The organism is Paraburkholderia sp. 40, from assembly GCF_050434105.1.
Classification (GTDB): domain Bacteria; phylum Pseudomonadota; class Gammaproteobacteria; order Burkholderiales; family Burkholderiaceae; genus Paraburkholderia; species Paraburkholderia tuberum.
The window spans coordinates 1-16,150 of the sequence record NZ_JBNPVY010000001.1 but is presented as its reverse complement, the minus strand read 5'-3'; the positions used below and the strand labels follow the sequence as shown (position 1 = coordinate 16,150).

14 protein-coding genes and 1 pseudogene are annotated in these 16,150 nt (G+C 60.4%); 11 read left to right on the top strand and 4 right to left on the bottom strand.

From position 1 onward, the window contains the following. Window positions 1-476: 476 nt before the first annotated feature. From OKW28_RS00075 to OKW28_RS00060, 4 genes are all read left to right on the top strand, one after another. On the top strand, window positions 477-1,226 hold the full coding sequence (locus OKW28_RS00075) for an electron transfer flavoprotein subunit beta/FixA family protein (RefSeq protein WP_429442814.1): 750 nt from the start codon (window positions 477-479) through the stop codon (window positions 1,224-1,226). 20 nt (window positions 1,227-1,246) lie between these two features. Further along, the gene (locus tag OKW28_RS00070; protein ID WP_429442812.1) at window positions 1,247-2,182 is read left to right on the top strand and encodes an electron transfer flavoprotein subunit alpha/FixB family protein; all 936 of its coding nucleotides are present in this window, start codon (window positions 1,247-1,249) and stop codon (window positions 2,180-2,182) included. A 6-nt stretch (window positions 2,183-2,188) separates the two neighbouring features. Continuing rightward, a complete protein-coding gene (locus OKW28_RS00065) occupies window positions 2,189-3,061 on the top strand; it encodes an HpcH/HpaI aldolase/citrate lyase family protein (RefSeq protein ID WP_429442810.1) in 873 nt (290 codons plus the stop codon). Between the two features lie 146 nt (window positions 3,062-3,207). Then, complete coding sequence (locus OKW28_RS00060) at window positions 3,208-4,881, top strand: 4Fe-4S dicluster domain-containing protein (RefSeq protein ID WP_429442808.1); 1,674 nt, start codon at window positions 3,208-3,210, stop codon at window positions 4,879-4,881. Between the two features lie 239 nt (window positions 4,882-5,120). Here the strand turns inward: OKW28_RS00060 and OKW28_RS00055 are convergent. From OKW28_RS00055 to OKW28_RS00045, 3 genes and pseudogenes are all read right to left on the bottom strand, one after another. After that, window positions 5,121-6,299: pseudogene (locus tag OKW28_RS00055) on the bottom strand (CaiB/BaiF CoA transferase family protein). A 15-nt stretch (window positions 6,300-6,314) separates the two neighbouring features. Then, complete coding sequence (locus tag OKW28_RS00050; RefSeq protein WP_133665350.1) at window positions 6,315-7,475, bottom strand: acyl-CoA dehydrogenase family protein; 1,161 nt, start codon at window positions 7,473-7,475, stop codon at window positions 6,315-6,317. 36 nt (window positions 7,476-7,511) lie between these two features. Continuing rightward, on the bottom strand, window positions 7,512-8,357 hold the full coding sequence (locus OKW28_RS00045; RefSeq protein WP_429442805.1) for an FAS1-like dehydratase domain-containing protein: 846 nt from the start codon (window positions 8,355-8,357) through the stop codon (window positions 7,512-7,514). A 145-nt stretch (window positions 8,358-8,502) separates the two neighbouring features. Here OKW28_RS00045 and OKW28_RS00040 point away from each other — a divergent pair, with 145 nt between their 5' ends. After that, window positions 8,503-9,453 carry a LysR substrate-binding domain-containing protein gene (locus tag OKW28_RS00040; RefSeq protein ID WP_429442803.1) on the top strand — a complete coding sequence of 317 codons (951 nt, stop codon included), beginning with the start codon at window positions 8,503-8,505 and terminating at the stop codon, window positions 9,451-9,453. Between the two features lie 341 nt (window positions 9,454-9,794). On the opposite strand, the gene OKW28_RS00035 is transcribed toward OKW28_RS00040, so the two are convergent. Continuing rightward, on the bottom strand, window positions 9,795-10,706 hold the full coding sequence (locus OKW28_RS00035) for an alpha/beta fold hydrolase (RefSeq protein ID WP_429443243.1): 912 nt from the start codon (window positions 10,704-10,706) through the stop codon (window positions 9,795-9,797). A 324-nt stretch (window positions 10,707-11,030) separates the two neighbouring features. Between OKW28_RS00035 and OKW28_RS00030 the strand changes: the two genes are divergently transcribed. The 6 genes from OKW28_RS00030 to OKW28_RS00005 form a co-directional block, all read left to right on the top strand. Next, entirely contained in the window at window positions 11,031-11,366 is a 336-nt protein-coding gene (locus OKW28_RS00030; RefSeq protein WP_429442800.1) for a hypothetical protein, read from the top strand. Window positions 11,367-11,570: 204 nt separating this feature from the next. Beyond that, window positions 11,571-12,542, top strand: coding sequence for a PDR/VanB family oxidoreductase (locus OKW28_RS00025; protein ID WP_429443240.1), 972 nt, complete (start codon window positions 11,571-11,573; stop codon window positions 12,540-12,542). Between the two features lie 337 nt (window positions 12,543-12,879). Next, entirely contained in the window at window positions 12,880-13,485 is a 606-nt protein-coding gene (locus OKW28_RS00020) for a CoxG family protein (RefSeq protein ID WP_429442797.1), read from the top strand. 305 nt (window positions 13,486-13,790) lie between these two features. Then, complete coding sequence (locus tag OKW28_RS00015; protein WP_131315390.1) at window positions 13,791-14,153, top strand: hypothetical protein; 363 nt, start codon at window positions 13,791-13,793, stop codon at window positions 14,151-14,153. Between the two features lie 57 nt (window positions 14,154-14,210). Continuing rightward, a complete protein-coding gene (locus OKW28_RS00010; RefSeq protein WP_131315391.1) occupies window positions 14,211-15,464 on the top strand; it encodes an aromatic ring-hydroxylating oxygenase subunit alpha in 1,254 nt (417 codons plus the stop codon). 75 nt (window positions 15,465-15,539) lie between these two features. Then, window positions 15,540-16,150: SDR family NAD(P)-dependent oxidoreductase (locus tag OKW28_RS00005; RefSeq protein ID WP_429442793.1), on the top strand; the 611-nt coding region annotated here is incomplete at its 3' end.

Below are 16,150 nucleotides of genomic sequence, written 5' to 3'. Positions count from 1 at the left end.
CGGGATAGGCGTTGCGATGGTCGTGGCTGTCGCCTGCCGCGCTTGGGGCGAGCCCGATGAACAGATATCCAGAGCACCCTGCGTTTATTACACGGGTGGCTGTACGATCCTCGTCTCGTACCCCGCTGGCAACGTTCGTTTGATCCCGTGAGTTAACTGCAAGTGATTTTGTCATTGCTGGCGATGCGCCGCTCGGGATCACAGCCTTCTTTACCAGATAGGATGCATTGTCCGGTGTCTTATGCGTCTGTTGCGCCCGAAAGCGGTGTCCCTGGGTGCCTGGTACCAAGCACCGATCTTTCGCTCGCGCTTCGCCCCGCAGCGTGTTCCTGGTCACGATGGCCTTGATCGTTTGGAGCTGCAATAGGCATACCCTATGCCGGCCAGAACTAATCGATAGTTGTACCGCACAGCATTTGTACTTGTAATGGGTTGTCATGTCGCAGGGTGCGCATGGACTCGTGGAGGAGAAAATAGTGAAGATTCTAGTCCCAGTAAAGAGAGTGATCGACTACAACGTGAAAGTCCGGGTGAAGTCGGACAATACAGGCGTCGACATCGCGAATGTAAAGATGTCGATGAACCCGTTCGACGAAATTGCCGTGGAAGAGGCGGTGCGCCTGAAAGAAGCCGGTGCAGCGACCGAGGTGATTGCCGTGTCGGCGGGCGTCGCGCAATGTCAGGAAACGCTGCGCACGGCGCTGGCGATTGGCGCGGACCGCGCGATCCTGATCGAATCGGATGAGGACCTGCAGCCGCTGGCGGTCGCGAAGCTGTTGAAGGCCGTGATTGACAAGGAACAGCCGCAACTGGTGATCCTCGGCAAACAGGCAATCGACGACGACTCGAACCAGACGGGCCAGATGCTCGCCGCCCTAGCGGGCCTGGCGCAAGCGACCTTCGCCTCGAAGGTGGTAATCGCCGATGGCCACGTCACCGTTACGCGAGAGGTGGACGGCGGTGCGGAAACGTTGTCGCTGACGTTGCCGGCGGTGGTGACCACTGATCTGCGCTTGAACGAGCCGCGCTATGTGACGCTGCCCAATATCATGAAGGCGAAGAAGAAGCCGCTCGAAGCGTTGAAGCCTGAAGACCTTGGCGTGGACGTCGCGCCGCGTCTGAAGACGCTAAAGGTCGTTGAGCCTCCGAAGCGCAGCGCCGGCGTGATGGTGGCTGACGTGAAGACGCTGGTCCAAAAGCTGAAGACCGAAGCCAAGGTGCTGTAAGAGACGCGGAGACGAGAGAGATGACGATTCTGGTAATTGCGGAACATGACAACGCGAGCGTCAAGCCCGCGACCTTGAGCGCGGTGGCGGCTGCCCAGAAGATCGGTGGCCAGATTCACGTGCTGGTGGCCGGCCACAACGCGCAGGGGGTGGCCGATACAGCGGCGAAGATTGTCGGCGTGGCGATGGTACTGCTTGCCGACGCGCCGCAGCTCGAAGTTGGCCTGGCGGAAAACCTTGAGGCGACGGTACTGAATATCGCGAGAGACTACTCGCACATCCTTGCGCCGGCCACGGCCTTCGGCAAAAACGTGATGCCGCGCATCGCTGCGAAGCTCGACGTGGCGCAGATCAGCGATGTCATCGCAGTGGACAGTGCTGATACGTTCGAGCGTCCGATCTACGCGGGCAACGCGATAGCGACCGTGCAATCGAGCGATCCGATCAAGGTGATCACGGTGCGCACGACCGGCTTCGATGCAGTGGCAGCAGAAGGCGGCAACGCTGCCATCGAGAAGATCGTGGCGGCGCCTGACACAGGCATCTCTCAGTTCGTAAGCCGCGAAGTGACGAAGCTGGACCGTCCCGAACTGACGAGCGCAAGCATCATCGTGTCAGGCGGCCGCGGTCTCGGCAGCGGCGAGAACTTCGCATTGGTCCTCGAGCCGCTGGCCGACAAGCTGCAAGCCGCGCTGGGCGCATCGCGCGCTGCGGTCGATGCGGGATTTGTGCCGAATGACTATCAGGTCGGCCAGACCGGTAAGATCGTCGCGCCGCAACTGTACATCGCGGTCGGCATCTCGGGCGCGATTCAGCATTTGGCCGGCATGAAGGATTCCAAGGTAATTGTTGCGATCAACAAGGATCCGGAAGCGCCGATCTTCACCGTGGCCGACTATGGTCTCGTCGGTGACCTGTTCACGCTCGTGCCCGAACTGGCCGCCGCCCTCGAGTAAGCGATCATGAGCGAAACGGATATGAAGCGCGACTGCGGCACTGCGGGCCATGCATCGGCCGAGCCACAGTCGTATCTGTTCGTGCCGGGCAGCCGCGACGAGCGGTTTGAACGCGCGTGGACGAGCGGCACCGACGCAATGATTGTCGACCTCGAGGACGCCGTCGAGCCGGGCGCGAAGGACGCCGCGCGAGACGCCGTCACGGCGTGGGTGTCGCGCAGCCGTCCGGTGCTCGTGCGGATCAATGGTCGCGGCACGCCGTGGTTCGAACGGGACGTGATGCTGGCACGCCTCGACGGCGTCGCCGGCATTGTGTTGCCGAAGACCGAGCGGCCGGACGACGTCATCGCGGTGCTGTCGCTCGCAAAGCGCAAGATCCCGGTATTTCCGCTGATCGAGACCGCGCTCGGCATGTGGTCCGCGGCCGATATAGCGAAGGCGCCGGGCGTGAGACGGTTGATGTTCGGCACGCTCGACTTCGTCGCGGACATGGGGACCGACGACGACCGCGACGCACTCAATCCGTATCGCGCTCAACTAGCACTTTTGTCGCGGATCGCCGGGATCGAGTCGCCCATCGACGGCGTCACGCCTGACGTGCATGACGTCGAACGGCTTGCGGCGGATGCGCGCAACGGTAAGCAGCACGGTTTCGGAGGGAAGCTTTGCATTCATCCGAAGCAGATTGCGGTCGTGCATGAATGCTACGGTCCGAGCGCGGGAGAAATTGCGTGGGCCGAGCGGGTCGTTGCTGCCGTGTCGCGCGCCGACGCTGGCGCGATTGTTGTCGACGGCAAGATGGTCGATCGTCCGGTCCAGCTGCGCGCGCAGCGATTGCTCGCGTCTGCCACTCGTCGCGGGGGGGCCGTGCGCGATTGAATTCCTGTTTGATCGACAGTGAACTGGACGGTTACGCTGCGCTGCTGAAAGTCCGCGGGGCGGATGACCAATCTGTAGAGCGACGGCATACATCGGCACGCGTCCTTGCTGTGAATGTTTTTTACGACGTAAACAGGAATTTGTAAATGTCTCAGACGGACCTCGTTGCTCGCCATGGTCGGCGCGAGTCAATGGAATACGACGTCGTGATCGTTGGCGGCGGACCGGCTGGCCTGTCCGCGGCGATCCGCCTGAAGCAGCTGGCGGCGGACAAGGGCGTCGAGCTTGGCGTGTGCGTACTGGAAAAAGGCTCGGAGGTCGGGGCGCATATTCTCTCGGGCGCGGTGATGGACCCCCGCGCGCTGAATGAACTGATTCCAGACTGGAAAGCAAAAGGCGCGCCTTTGGACGTTGAAGTGACCGAAGACCGCTTCCTGTTTCTGTCCGAAACCGGCTCGAAGAGCGTGCCGAACTGGGCGCTGCCGGATAACTTCAGGAACCACGGCAACTACGTGATCAGTCTCGCGAATGTCACGCGCTGGCTGGGGCAGCAGGCCGAGGCGCTGGGCGTCGAGATTTTTCCGGGCTTTCCGGCCGCTGAGGTGTTGTACAACGACGATGGGTCGGTCAAAGGCGTCGCGACTGGCAACCTCGGCATCGGCAAGGACGGCGTGCCGACCGAGAACTTCCAGCTCGGCATGGAACTGCACGCGAAGTACACGCTGTTCTGCGAAGGCGCACGCGGACATCTGGGCCGCCAGCTGAACGAGAAGTTCGAGCTGCGCGACGGCGCCGATCCGCAAGTGTACGGTATCGGCATCAAGGAACTGTGGGAAATCGATCCGGCGAAGCACAAGCCGGGTCTGGTGATGCACACCGCCGGCTGGCCGCTGGAGAACGACACGTACGGCGGCTCGTTCCTCTATCACATGGACAACAACCAGGTGGTGGTGGGGTTCGTGGTCGGTCTGGGCTACACGAATCCGTACCTGTCGCCGTTCGAGGAATTCCAGCGCTACAAGACGCATCCGGCGATCCGCGCGATTCTGGAAGGCGGCAAGCGCGTGTCGTACGGCGCACGGGCGATTACCGCGGGCGGTCTGATGTCGCTGCCGAAGCTGGTGTTCCCGGGCGGTGCGCTGGTGGGCGACGATGCGGGCTTCCTGAACGCCTCGCGGATCAAGGGTTCGCATGCGGCGATCAAGACCGGCATGCTGGCGGCTGAGGCTGCTTTTGAAGCCGTGCAGGCAGGCCGCACCAGCGATGAGCTGACGGCCTATCCGGAGTCGTTCAAGACTTCGTGGCTGCACACGGAACTGCATCGCGCGCGCAATTTCAAGCAATGGATGAGCAAGGGCCTATACCTGGGCACACTGATGGTCGGCATCGAGCAGAAGCTGCTGGGCGGCAACGTGCCGTGGACGCTGCATCACCAGCACTCGGACCATGAAATGCTCAAGCCGGTGTCGCAATGCACGCCGATCAGCTATCCGAAGCCCGACGGCAAGCTCACCTTCGACCGCCTGTCATCGGTATTCATTTCGAACACGAATCACGAGGAAAACCAGCCGGCGCACCTGACGCTGAAAGATCCTTCAGTGCCGGTGAACGTGAACTGGCAGACCTATGCCGGGCCGGAGTCACGCTATTGCCCGGCCGCGGTGTACGAATTCGTAAAGAACGACGACGGCAGCGAGCGGCTCGTGATCAACGCGCAGAACTGCGTGCACTGCAAGACATGCGACATCAAGGACCCGACGCAGAACATCGTGTGGGTCACGCCTGAAGGCGGTGGCGGTCCGAACTATCCGAACATGTGAGACGACTTAAGAGCCGGCCGCTTTCACACGATCCGGAATCGGCCGTTTTGTCGTAGCTGCGGCGCAAGGCGGACGTTTAAGTCAATCCGTGCGGACCACGTTCACTTTCCACCGCGCAATTTGCAAGGCGTGCCCGTAAAGCGAAAGTTCACACATGTCGAGAAATTCCGCGCATGCGATTCCTACCGCTTCAGCCAAGTAGAGACTGAAATGGCGCCGACGGGCGCACTGACGTCTCGTCAGACGGCGTCAATTTCGTGGAAAGTGTCGATCTGGTCATCGCTATAGCCGAGCTCCCGCAGGACCGTGTCGGTATGTTGACCAAGGGCGTTTACCGGGTCCATGCGCGCGTCGTCCGCGGGATTGATGCCCGGCGGCCGAACGGCAGGGATGTCACCCGCGGGGGTTCCGACCTTGGTCCACCGGTTGCGGGCGGCGAGCTGTTTGTGCGTCCAGACTGAGTGCATGTCGTTCATGCGTGCGTTCGCGATGCCGGCTTGCTCGAGCCGCTCGATGATCCGGGGCGCCGACAGCGTCGAAAACGCTTCCGCGATAATCTGCGCCAGTTCCCCGCGATTCGCGACCCGGCGGACGTTCGAGCTGAATCGGTCTTCCGTTGCCGCTTCCGGCTTGCGGGTCACGATTGCGCAAAAGTTTTTCCATTCGCGTTCGTTTTGCACGCCCAACATGACGGTCTTGCCATCGCGGGACTGGAATTGCCCGTAAGGAAAGATTGTCGAGTGAGACGCCCCGGTCTGGCGGGGCGGTGTCTGACCGTCGATCGCGTAATAGAGCGGGTAGCCCATCCATTCCACCATGCTTTCGAGCATGGACGCCTCGACGTGCCGCCCTTGCCCGGTACGCCCGCGCTCGATCAGCGCCGCCAGGATATTCGTGTAGCCGTACATCCCCGCAGCAATATCCGTGATCGAGCAGCCTGCCTTGGCCGGCTCGCCTTCCGATCCGGTAATGCTCCGAAAGCCGGACTCCCTCTGGATCAGCAGGTCATACGCCTTTTTATCGCGGAACGGACCGTCCAGACCGTAGCCCGAGATGTCGCAGACGATCAGCCGCGGGCAGCGTCGGCGAAGGGTTTCGTAGTCGAGGCCCAGGCGCTGCGTCGCGCCGGGGGCAAGATTCTGTACGAACACGTCGGCGTCTGCGAGCAGCTTGTGTACCACCGCAATCGCGGACGGCTGTTTCACGTCTAGCGTGATGCTTTCCTTCGACCGGTTAGTCCATACGAAATGCGACGCGAGTCCCAAGACCCGTTCGCCTTAACTGCGCGCGAAGTCGCCGGTGCCGGGCCGTTCCACCTTGATGACACGGGCGCAGAGATCCGCAAGCTGCCGTGTGCAGAACGGCGCAGCGATCGCGTGCTCGAATGTGATGACCTTGATGTCTTGGAGCGGGCGCATGTTCGGCGCTCCTAGTCAGAACGAGCGGGGCAGACCAAGAATGTGCTCGGCGACATACGAGAGGATCAGGTTCGTGGAGATTGGCGCAACCTGATAGAGACGCGTCTCGCGGAACTTTCGCTCGACATCGTATTCACATGCGAAACCGAAGCCGCCGTGGAACTGCAGGCACGCGTTCGCGGCTTCCCACGACGCGTCCGCCGCGAGCAGCTTCGCCATGTTCGCCTGCGGGCCGCACGGCTCGTGCGCGTCGAACCGGCGTGCGGCCTCGAAGCGCATCAGGTTCGCTGCTTCGACGTTGATTAACGCGCGCGCGATTGGGAACTGCACGCCCTGGTTCTGGCCGATCGGTCGGCCGAACACGACGCGATCCTTCACGTATTGCGACACTTTGTCGACGAACCAGTAGCCGTCGCCGATGCACTCGGCTGCGATTAGCGTGCGCTCCGCATTCAGGCCGTCGAGGATGTATTTGAAGCCCTTGCCTTCCTCGCCGATCAGGTTCTCGGCAGGGATTTCGAGGTTGTCGAAGAACAGCTCATTTGTCTCGTGATTGACCATGTTCGGAATCGGCCGAACCGTCATGCCATTGCCGATCGCCTGACGGAGATCAACGATGAAAATCGACATCCCTTCGCTTTTCTTCGTGACATCCGCAAGTGGCGTCGTGCGTGCGAGCAGGATCATCAGATCGGAGTGCTGAATGCGCGAGATCCACACCTTCTGCCCGTTGATGACGTAGCGGTCGCCTTTGCGCACGGCGGTGGTCTTGATCTTGGTCGTATCGGTGCCGGTCGTCGGCTCGGTTACGCCCATCGACTGCAGACGCAGATCACCGCTCGCGATTTTCGGCAGATACGTCTGCTTTTGCTCGGCCGAGCCGTGACGCAACAGCGTGCCCATGTTGTACATCTGGCCGTGACACGCCCCCGAGTTGCCGCCGGCCCGATTGATTTCCTCCATCACCACTGACGCTTCCGTCAAGCCGAGTCCCGAGCCGCCGTATTCCTGCGGAATAAGTGCAGCCAGCCAGCCGGCCTTCGTCAGCGCGTCGACAAAGGTCTCCGGATAGCCGCGTTCCTCGTCGACCTTACGGAAATATTCCGCAGGAAACTCGTTGCAGAGGTCGCGGACGGCTTCGCGAATATCCCGGTACTGGTCGGATGCGTGGTTCATGGAATATGTCCCTTGGATCGTGGCGGATTTAGTTAATCAGGCGAGGGTCGCACAGCCGGACATCGTCAGCCAGCCTTCGTGGTCTTTTGCCCAGAGATCGATTGAACGGCCGTCGTTGGCGAGGCGGCCGCATACGAAGAACGCGTTGCCAAGAAAGGTTGGCCGTATGGCCTTATACGTGTATTCGCGGACGGACGCGCCGGGCAGTGCATGCGTCACGAGGTCGAGCAGCAGAGTAGCGATCAGCGGACCGTGGACGACCAGATCCGGATAGCCTTCTGCCTGCTGCGCGTAGGCCCGGTCGTAGTGAATCCGGTGACCGTTGAACGTCAGCGCAGAGTACCGGAACAGCAGCACTTCGCTTGGCGTGATTTCGCGCTGCCATCTGGCGTCGCCGGGCGCCGCATTCGGAGCGGGGGCGGCCACGCCGGGCTCCGCAAGGCCGCGATAGACGATGTCTTGTTCCTCGCGGATCGCCAGGACCCCATTAGATTCGACCCCGTGCTCGAGCGTGACGAATCCGAGTTGGCCGCTTCGTCCTTCTTTGTGTTTGGCCGACAGCACCCGGGAACTGCGTGTGGCGATTTCGCCGATCGTCAGGGGGGCATTGAAGAAGAGGCGGCCGCCGGCCCACATTCTGCGCGGCAGGCCGAGATCCGGAAGAAAGCCGCCTGTGCGGGGGTGACCGTCGTTCCCGAGTGCCGATTGCCGACTGACCGACCAGAAGTACAACCAGTGCCAGAGCGGCGGCAGCGCATCGCCGACTGTGGGAGTGTCGCCGTGATCGATCGTGGCGGCGAATGCAGCGGCTCGGTCGACCGAGATCACGTCGGTGGCCACCTGCTCTGTGCGGTGTCCGTCGCTGGGCTGCGGATGGTTCATTGTCGTTTCCATGGCAGAGCCGGCGAGTTAGCTGTTTGGACCAAGAATGAGGCGACTTTATGTGAAACGGCCGCGCAGCGGAAATACTGTTTGAATGTGCCCGCCATAGGGGTATCTTATGGCTTCCACACCCATTCAAATTGCCATGGACGTTCGCCAGCTTCGCTACTTCGTCAGCATCGTCGAATACGGGAGCCTGGGTAAGGCAGCGGAAAAACTCTATGTTGCACAGCCATCGTTGAGTCAGCAGATCGCGAAGCTTGAAGGGGACCTCGGCGTGTCGCTTCTGCTCCGTAGCCCGCAAGGGGTGAAACCGACTGCTGCTGGTCAGGCGCTCTACCGTCATGCGAGGCTCGTGCTTCGACAAATGGAGCAACTGCGGCAGGACGTGCGTGAGGGCGCCGGAGTCGAGTCCGGGACGGTAGCTATCGGATTTCCGACGACGATGACCTCGATTCTCGCCGTTCCCGTGTTCGAACGGGTGCGCGCGAGCTATCCTGGCATCCGGCTGCAATACTTCGAGAGCATGAGTGGCTTTATCAACGAGTTGCTCGCGAACGGACGTCTCGATCTAGCTATCCTTTTTCGGGAGTCGAACACGACTGGAATAACGGCATGGCCCCTTTTCGACGAAGGGCTGCATCTGCTCGGCGAGCCGGGAGGCGCAGTATCGTCGCGCGCACGCACATGCAGCCTTGCAGCACTCGCCGGTGTACCGCTGGTGGCGCCAAGCGCGTCAAACGGGCTGCGCTTACTGCTCGAGCGCGCATTCGCGCGAGAGCAGGTACCGCTTAACATCATCGCGGATATCGATTCGTTGCCGACCTTGCTTTCGCTCGCGCAGTCGGGTGCGGCATGCACGATCCTGCCTGCGTCGTCGGTGGCACTGCGCGAGTTATCGAACCGCCCCAAGATGCGCCGTATTGTTGATCCAGAACTCTGGCGACCGGCGAGCCTGTGCTGGTCGAATACGTTGCCCGTAAATTCGGCGGCGCTGGCCGTTCGGCGCACGATTGTCGAGCTTATTGGCGAACTCTCCGCGAGCGGTGCATGGGCCGGAATTACATTGCGGACGTCCGAAGCGTCGCCATCGTGACGCACACCGCGTGGCGGACGGGTCGACAGTCCCGCGTGTGCTCGGTCAGTTGCCGCGCTCGAATGTGAGCATCATCTCGAGTACAAGGTCCACGAGACGGCGCTGGTGGCCCAAGGATCCGACGCGTGTTCGACAATGCGAGCACGAGTGCGCGGTGCGGTTTCAGGGCCGCTCGACGGCGCCGCGCGAAGCTGCTCCCGTCTGGCCAGCGAGCGGATCGTTACGCTTGCATTTAGTGCTGCGTACGGGGCCGAAAGTACGGACGAGCCGCGCGAAATCTTGGTGTAATCCCCCAGCATGCTGAGGGCGGCATATCGGACATTCCTCACGACCTCGGCGGCTCAGGGTATGTCCGCGATGTCCTCACCCGAGGACATGCCCGACGACTTGGAAGTATGCGGCGGATGGACAGGTGCCGTTCCCACAGGGACGCTGCGCCTGAGAAAATCCAGAGTCGCTTGTCCGAAGACGTCGTTTCTGTCGCCTGCCACCATATGCCCGGCCTCAACGACGTTGACGTATTCGGCATGCGGACAAAGCTCGAGGAACGCTTGGGCACCCGCTTCACTGACGACATCGGAGCTGCCTCCACGAACCAGCAAGGTGGGCAGCGTCAAACGGCGTGCGCAGGCCGAGAGCCGCTCGTGACGTCGTTGAAGATCGCGCGGGCTAGCCAGATAACGGGGATCCCAATGCCATCGGTATCGCCCGTCTTCGCCGAGCCGCACGTTCTTGGCAAGGCCATCGAGATTCCGCGGGCGAGGGCGTTGGGGACGATACTGACTGATGGCTTCCGCGACTTCTTCGAGCGAATCGAAACCGTCCGGCTTTTGCGACATGAATGCCTGAATCCGGGCGACGCCGGCGGGTTCGGTGTAGGGGACGATATCCACCAGGACAAGTGCGGCGGCATCGACACGATCCTCTCCGACCGCGACGAGACTGGTGCCACCACCCATCGAAGCACCCACCAACACCGGTCGACGTCCGCCTAGTGCGAGCAGGACGTGCCCAAGATCGCGCACCATCGTGTCCTGGCTGTAATTGCCCTCTGCGGACCAATCGGAATCGCCGTGACCGCGTGCATCAAAGGCCACAGCGAAATATCCGGCGGCGCCTAGTCGTTCCCCGGTACCCCCCCATGCGTGGCGAGTCTGACCGCCGCCGTGCAGCAAAATGACGAGAGGGCCTTGGGGAGAGCCCCACGAATCGCCCGCTAGCCGGATACCGTCTGCGCCTGTCCATGTGTGCATGGGATCGGGGCTGCCAGGAAGACGTCTGCCTGCTTTCATCAGTGCCTCGTTGAAAATTGCTTGGCCATTCTGCATCTGCTTCGTTAGGTTCTTCGCGAACGACTGTTTTCGTCAAGGACGTAGTTTCAAGTGTTCCGTACTGCGAGCTGTAGCCCGAGCTCGCTCGACCAACAAACTCGGAGCCGGCGACCTGGAGTTCCAAGCATCGGCCCGAAGTACGGAACATTTCGTCGCACTGCGTTGACCGTCGAAATAGCGCTCGCTTAAAAGAGTGGAAAGGGCACAAACATAAGCGCTACAGATGCGCTCAGAGCGAAATCCAATATGGAGACACTGCGATGCATTCGCGCCAGGAGCGTTCCAGCTCCTTCTCTCATCATCCGGTTCTCTACCGATATCGCGATATCGATTATGCCGAGATTCCGTGCCTTTCAAGGTCATGTTTTTCATGAGCAGAAAAACATCGAGAAACGCGGGATCAGGCAAGTCGAACGTCTGGCCAAGCCCGCGGTGAGCCCTTTTTTTTCCGGCGAATGCATGTATTGGCCCCGTGTATGCATCAGTCCGTTCGATGCGGGAAAGGAAGCCATTGTCATCGCTAACGACAGGGAGTGGGGCTTGTTGTCAGGTGGAATTTATACGACCGATGTGAGCCGTTAATTTGGCGTGGCGCGAGCCACTCGGACGATCGCTATCAACGGAAATTCGGTGATGAGGAATTCGCCGGCGCTTGGTGTCAAGCGATCGGGAATTGATCGGGAAGGTGGTTGGACTGACCAGATCGTCAAGTGGACGAGCGCTGCAACCGTGCCAGAAGCGCTTGCTTGACCGACCGGCCTTGGCATGATGAATGTAATGGATGACATGATGAATGTAATGGATGGCATGAAAGTTCGTGTTGCTGCCAAAGCCGTGGAGGCCGTCGACATCTGCAGTTTCGAGTTGGTCGCGCTGGACGGCAAACCGTTACCGGCATTCTCCGCAGGTTCGCATATCGATGTCTGCACGCCAGGAGGAATGACCCGGCAGTATTCGCTATGCAACGACTCGTCGGAGAGTCACCGCTATTTGATCTCGGTGCTGCGAGACCCCAAGACGCGCGGTGGCTCGGCTGGCATGCATGATCGTGTGCAGTTGGGAGATATCCTGACAATCAGTGCGCCGAGGAACCACTTCCAGCTCGCACACGCGGCAAAGCGCAGCCTATTGTTGGCCGGTGGTATTGGCGTCACACCTATCCTATGCATGGCGGAGCGCCTTTCGCTAACGGGGGCACCGTTCGAGATGCACTACTGCACGCGCTCACGCGAGCGCACGGCATTTTTTGATCGCATTCGCGGTTCACGATATGCGAGCAACGTGCTGTTTCATTTCGACGATGGCGCGGCAGATCAAAGATACGACATTGCGGCAGCGCTCGCACACCCCGAGGCAGACACGCATCTCTACGTATGCGGCCCAAGGGGTTTCATGGACGCCATATTGAGCGCTGCCCGCGGTGCGGGCTGGGCAGAGGCACATCTGCACTATGAGTTCTTCTCAGCCGACCTTATACCGTTGGAAAGCGACGGACGTTTCGAAGTGCAACTCGCGAGTTCGGGCCGCGTCGTCCCGGTTGAAAAGGACCAGAGCGTGGTGCAGGCGCTCGCAGAGGTCGGTGTCGAAATACAGACTTCATGCGAACACGGCGTCTGTGGCACGTGCGTGACACGTGTACTCGAGGGCGTGCCTGACCATAGAGATGTTTTCTTCACGCCCGACGAGCAAGCGGTAAATGATCAATTTACGCCTTGTTGCTCGCGTTCGAAGACAGCGCGACTGGTCCTCGATCTCTGACACGTGAAGTGAATTCCGGCGCTGCCCGCGAATGCTTCCTACGCACCAGGCGCGAAACTGAGGTCTGCTACTTGCTCGGGATCGCCGCTCATCCAGAGGCCTTGAGCGCGGGCAATACCCGCCGCCCCCGGGACGCGCACTGAAGGCGGCCTCGCGGGCGGTCAACGCTCCCCCGAGGTCGGACGACCTCCGAGGCCCATATAGAGTTCAAGCGATTACGCGGGTGTGTGCGGGACGCAGTGACCGGCGGACGACAGTCGCTCACTGGGCCAACCGGACCCGCTTCCTGACCCAGCGTGCCGCTGCGCAGGCACTGGCCTGAAAATCCTCGAAAATCATGGAAATAAAAGGAAACCGCGCGTTCACCGTGACACGGGAGCATGCCTGGAGAGCACTTAACGACCCACTCGTGCTCGAGGCCTGCATTCCCGGCTGCGACAAGGTAGAGCCGATCGACGAGAACCGATATCAGATCGGGTTGACGGTAAGGATCGGCGCTGTCGCGGCGAGGCTCAAGGGAAGCATCACGCTGACCGATATGGACCCTCCGCATAGTTACACGATCAGGTTCGAGGGGCAGGGCGGACAGGCTGGCTTCGGCAAGGGCGATGCACGGGTGAGCCTGGCGCCGCAAGGCGCGGGTTGCGAGCTGACCTATGCCGCGCAAGCGCAGGTGGGCGGCAAGATCACACAGGCGGGCCGCCGGCTCATTGACGGTGTGGCCCGATCCATGGTCAATGATTTCTTCCGACGCTTTGAAGCGCAAATGCAGCGACAGGACGCCGAAATCAGAACCGCCAGGACTGAAGTGCGGTTGGAAGCGCAGGGGCGGGCGCGAGAGCGTGTCGCTGACGGCTCGTCCCGGGGCACAACCGCTCTCTGGACATGGATCGGTGTGGCCGTGTTTGGAGGGGCCGCGGCCGGGCTGATCCATTTGCATTAAAACAGTACCAGGGAGCAGCCGAGAGGCTCCGTTGCTGGCGCGAGCATAGACTCGTCGCGGCCACAAGGTCGCCGGCAGGCATGGCGCCGCCGGAATCGCCGTAGAAAGCTAGGAATCCCGAAGTACGGAACGCGCGACAGACTCGCGTTGACATCGACTGGTGCTACTTATGTAATCTGCAAACGGCAAAAACGTATCGCAGTTCGACAATATCTAGTAGATCAGTAACTGCATAAAAAAATTCAGCGGCGCGTCTGATTATCCGAAAACAGACCGTCGACATTGCCCTAATCTGGAGGAGCACCATGACTCACGACACGACGCCCGATTCCCGCCGTCTGCCGGAAGGTTTCGAGGATCTCGATCAGTTTCTCGATCGCTGGAGTACGCCGACGTCGCACGAGCGGTGGATTTGCCGCTCGACAACGCCTTATCCCGAGGTCCTGCGATTCTACGAGGCTATGTTTGCGCGCGCCGAAGAGGCGACTGTGTACCTCGAGCGTTTCCCGTTGGACGACATGCCCGAGCCAGCGGTCAATCTGTTTCGCCTGCTGCTCGCGATGTGCCATGCAGGTGTTTCGGTGGAGATCCATCAGTCGCCGGCTGTCCGGCACGCACCGCCGAAACACGCTCTTCAGATACTCACGGGTTTTCAGCCACATGGCTGAACACACAGCTGGCTCGGCCACGATTGCTTCCGATTTTCACGCATTGAAGGAGTTGGCATGAATAACCCCATCGATTTCCAATCCAGCTTGACCGAGTCAGTCGGTCTATCTACCGGCCCAATGCCGACCTCGCTGTATACCGATCCTGCGCAATTTGAACTCGAGCGTGAGCGGATTTTCCGCCGAGCGTGGCTAATGATAGGACGCGTGGAGCGAATTCCGAAACCCGGCGATTTCTTCGTCAAGGAGCTCGCCCTCTTCAAGGCATCGGTGATCGTCGCTCGATCGGAGGACGGGAACATTCGGGCGTTTCACAATGTCTGCGCTCACCGTGCCAACGTGGTCGAGCATCGTTCGTGCGGCAACGCGAAACGTTTCGTCTGCCGTTACCACAGCTGGGCATACGACAATGCGGGCGAATTGGCGAACGTGCCGGATGAATCGGGATTCTTCAATCTCGACAAGAAGAAATGCGGGTTGACGCCCGTCACTCTGGACGTCTGGGATGGATGGATTTTCATCAATATGGCGCCAGCGCCGGAAGTCAGCCTCGTGGAGTTCCTGGGGCCAATGGCAGACGCGATGGCCAACATCGATTACCCGAATCCGGACCACCCAATCGTCATGCGCGGCGAGTTCAAGGCGAACTGGAAAGCCGTAGCGGATAACTTCAGCGAGGCCTACCATGTTGCCTCGATTCACCCCCGGACGTTGGCGCCGATTTACACGGGGAAAGGCAATCCATTCTGCCGGCCGATCAGCGCCAATCTGTACGGCGCGCATCGCTCCCTCTCGCTGTGGCTCAACCCGACCTATCAACCGTCGGATAAATCGAAAGTCAGCCGATGGCTCTTCGCGGCAGATCAGACCATCACGGGCACTCGCGAGGACGGGCAGATCAATGCGATTGTCGAGCACAAGGGCGTGAATCCGACGAAAAACGAGAACTGGTCGAGTGACATCAATTGGTTCTTCCCCAACTGGCATCTGCAAATTTCGGCGAACTTGTTCTGGACGCACGAGTTCTGGCCGACATCGTCGAATACGACCGTCTGGGAAGCGCGTTTCTACAAGCGAAAGCCGACGACCGTGCGCGAGCGTCTTCAGCTCGAGTATTTCACCTCCCACATGGCCGATACCATGCTCGAGGACCTTGGGAACATTGAGAGCACACAAGTGGGCATGGAGTCTGGTGCCAAACCGTTCGTCGTTTTTAACGAGAGCGAGATCTTGTGCCGCCACGGGCTCGAACAAGTCATCAAGTGGACGGCCGCTACGCGCGTCAACGATGCGCTGGCGCAATCGGTCTAGATGCAGTTTCTGAGCAGGGTTCGCGCGTGAGCCGCGCGGCTGGGATGCAAAAAATACTTAATCGGAGACGATGAAATGGGATTACTGGATGGCAAGGTCGCGATTATCACTGGAGCGGCGTCGGGGCAGGGTGCGGCCGAGGCGCGAATGTTCGCCGCGGAAGGTGCGCGGGTGGTTCTTGCGGATGTGAATCCTGCGGGCGCTGAAGTGGCCGCATCGATTGGTGGCAAGGGTGTCATCTTCAAAAAACTGGATATATCCCAAGCTGATCAGTGGCAAGAAGTAGTCGCTGGCGCGTTGAACGCCTTCGAAAAAATCGACGTGCTCGTTAACAATGCCGCCCTTAACGACAATCATTTGCCAATAGAAGAAACGGAGTACGAGCACTTCGAGAAGCTGATCCGGATCAACATGCTTGGCACGTTCCTTGGAATGAAGACGGTACTGCCCGCAATGCGAAGCGCCCGTTCCGGATCGATCATCAACATCAGCTCGACGGCTGCCTTGCGAGGCATGCCCAGCATTTTCGACTACGGCGCTACGAAATGGGCCATTCGCGGCATGAGCCGTCATGCCGCTTTGGATCTGGCCAAATATGGCATCCGGGTCAATGCGGTTTTTCCGGGCATTATCGACACACCAATGATGGAAGCGGTCACAACGCCGGAAACCCGCGCTGAGTTTGA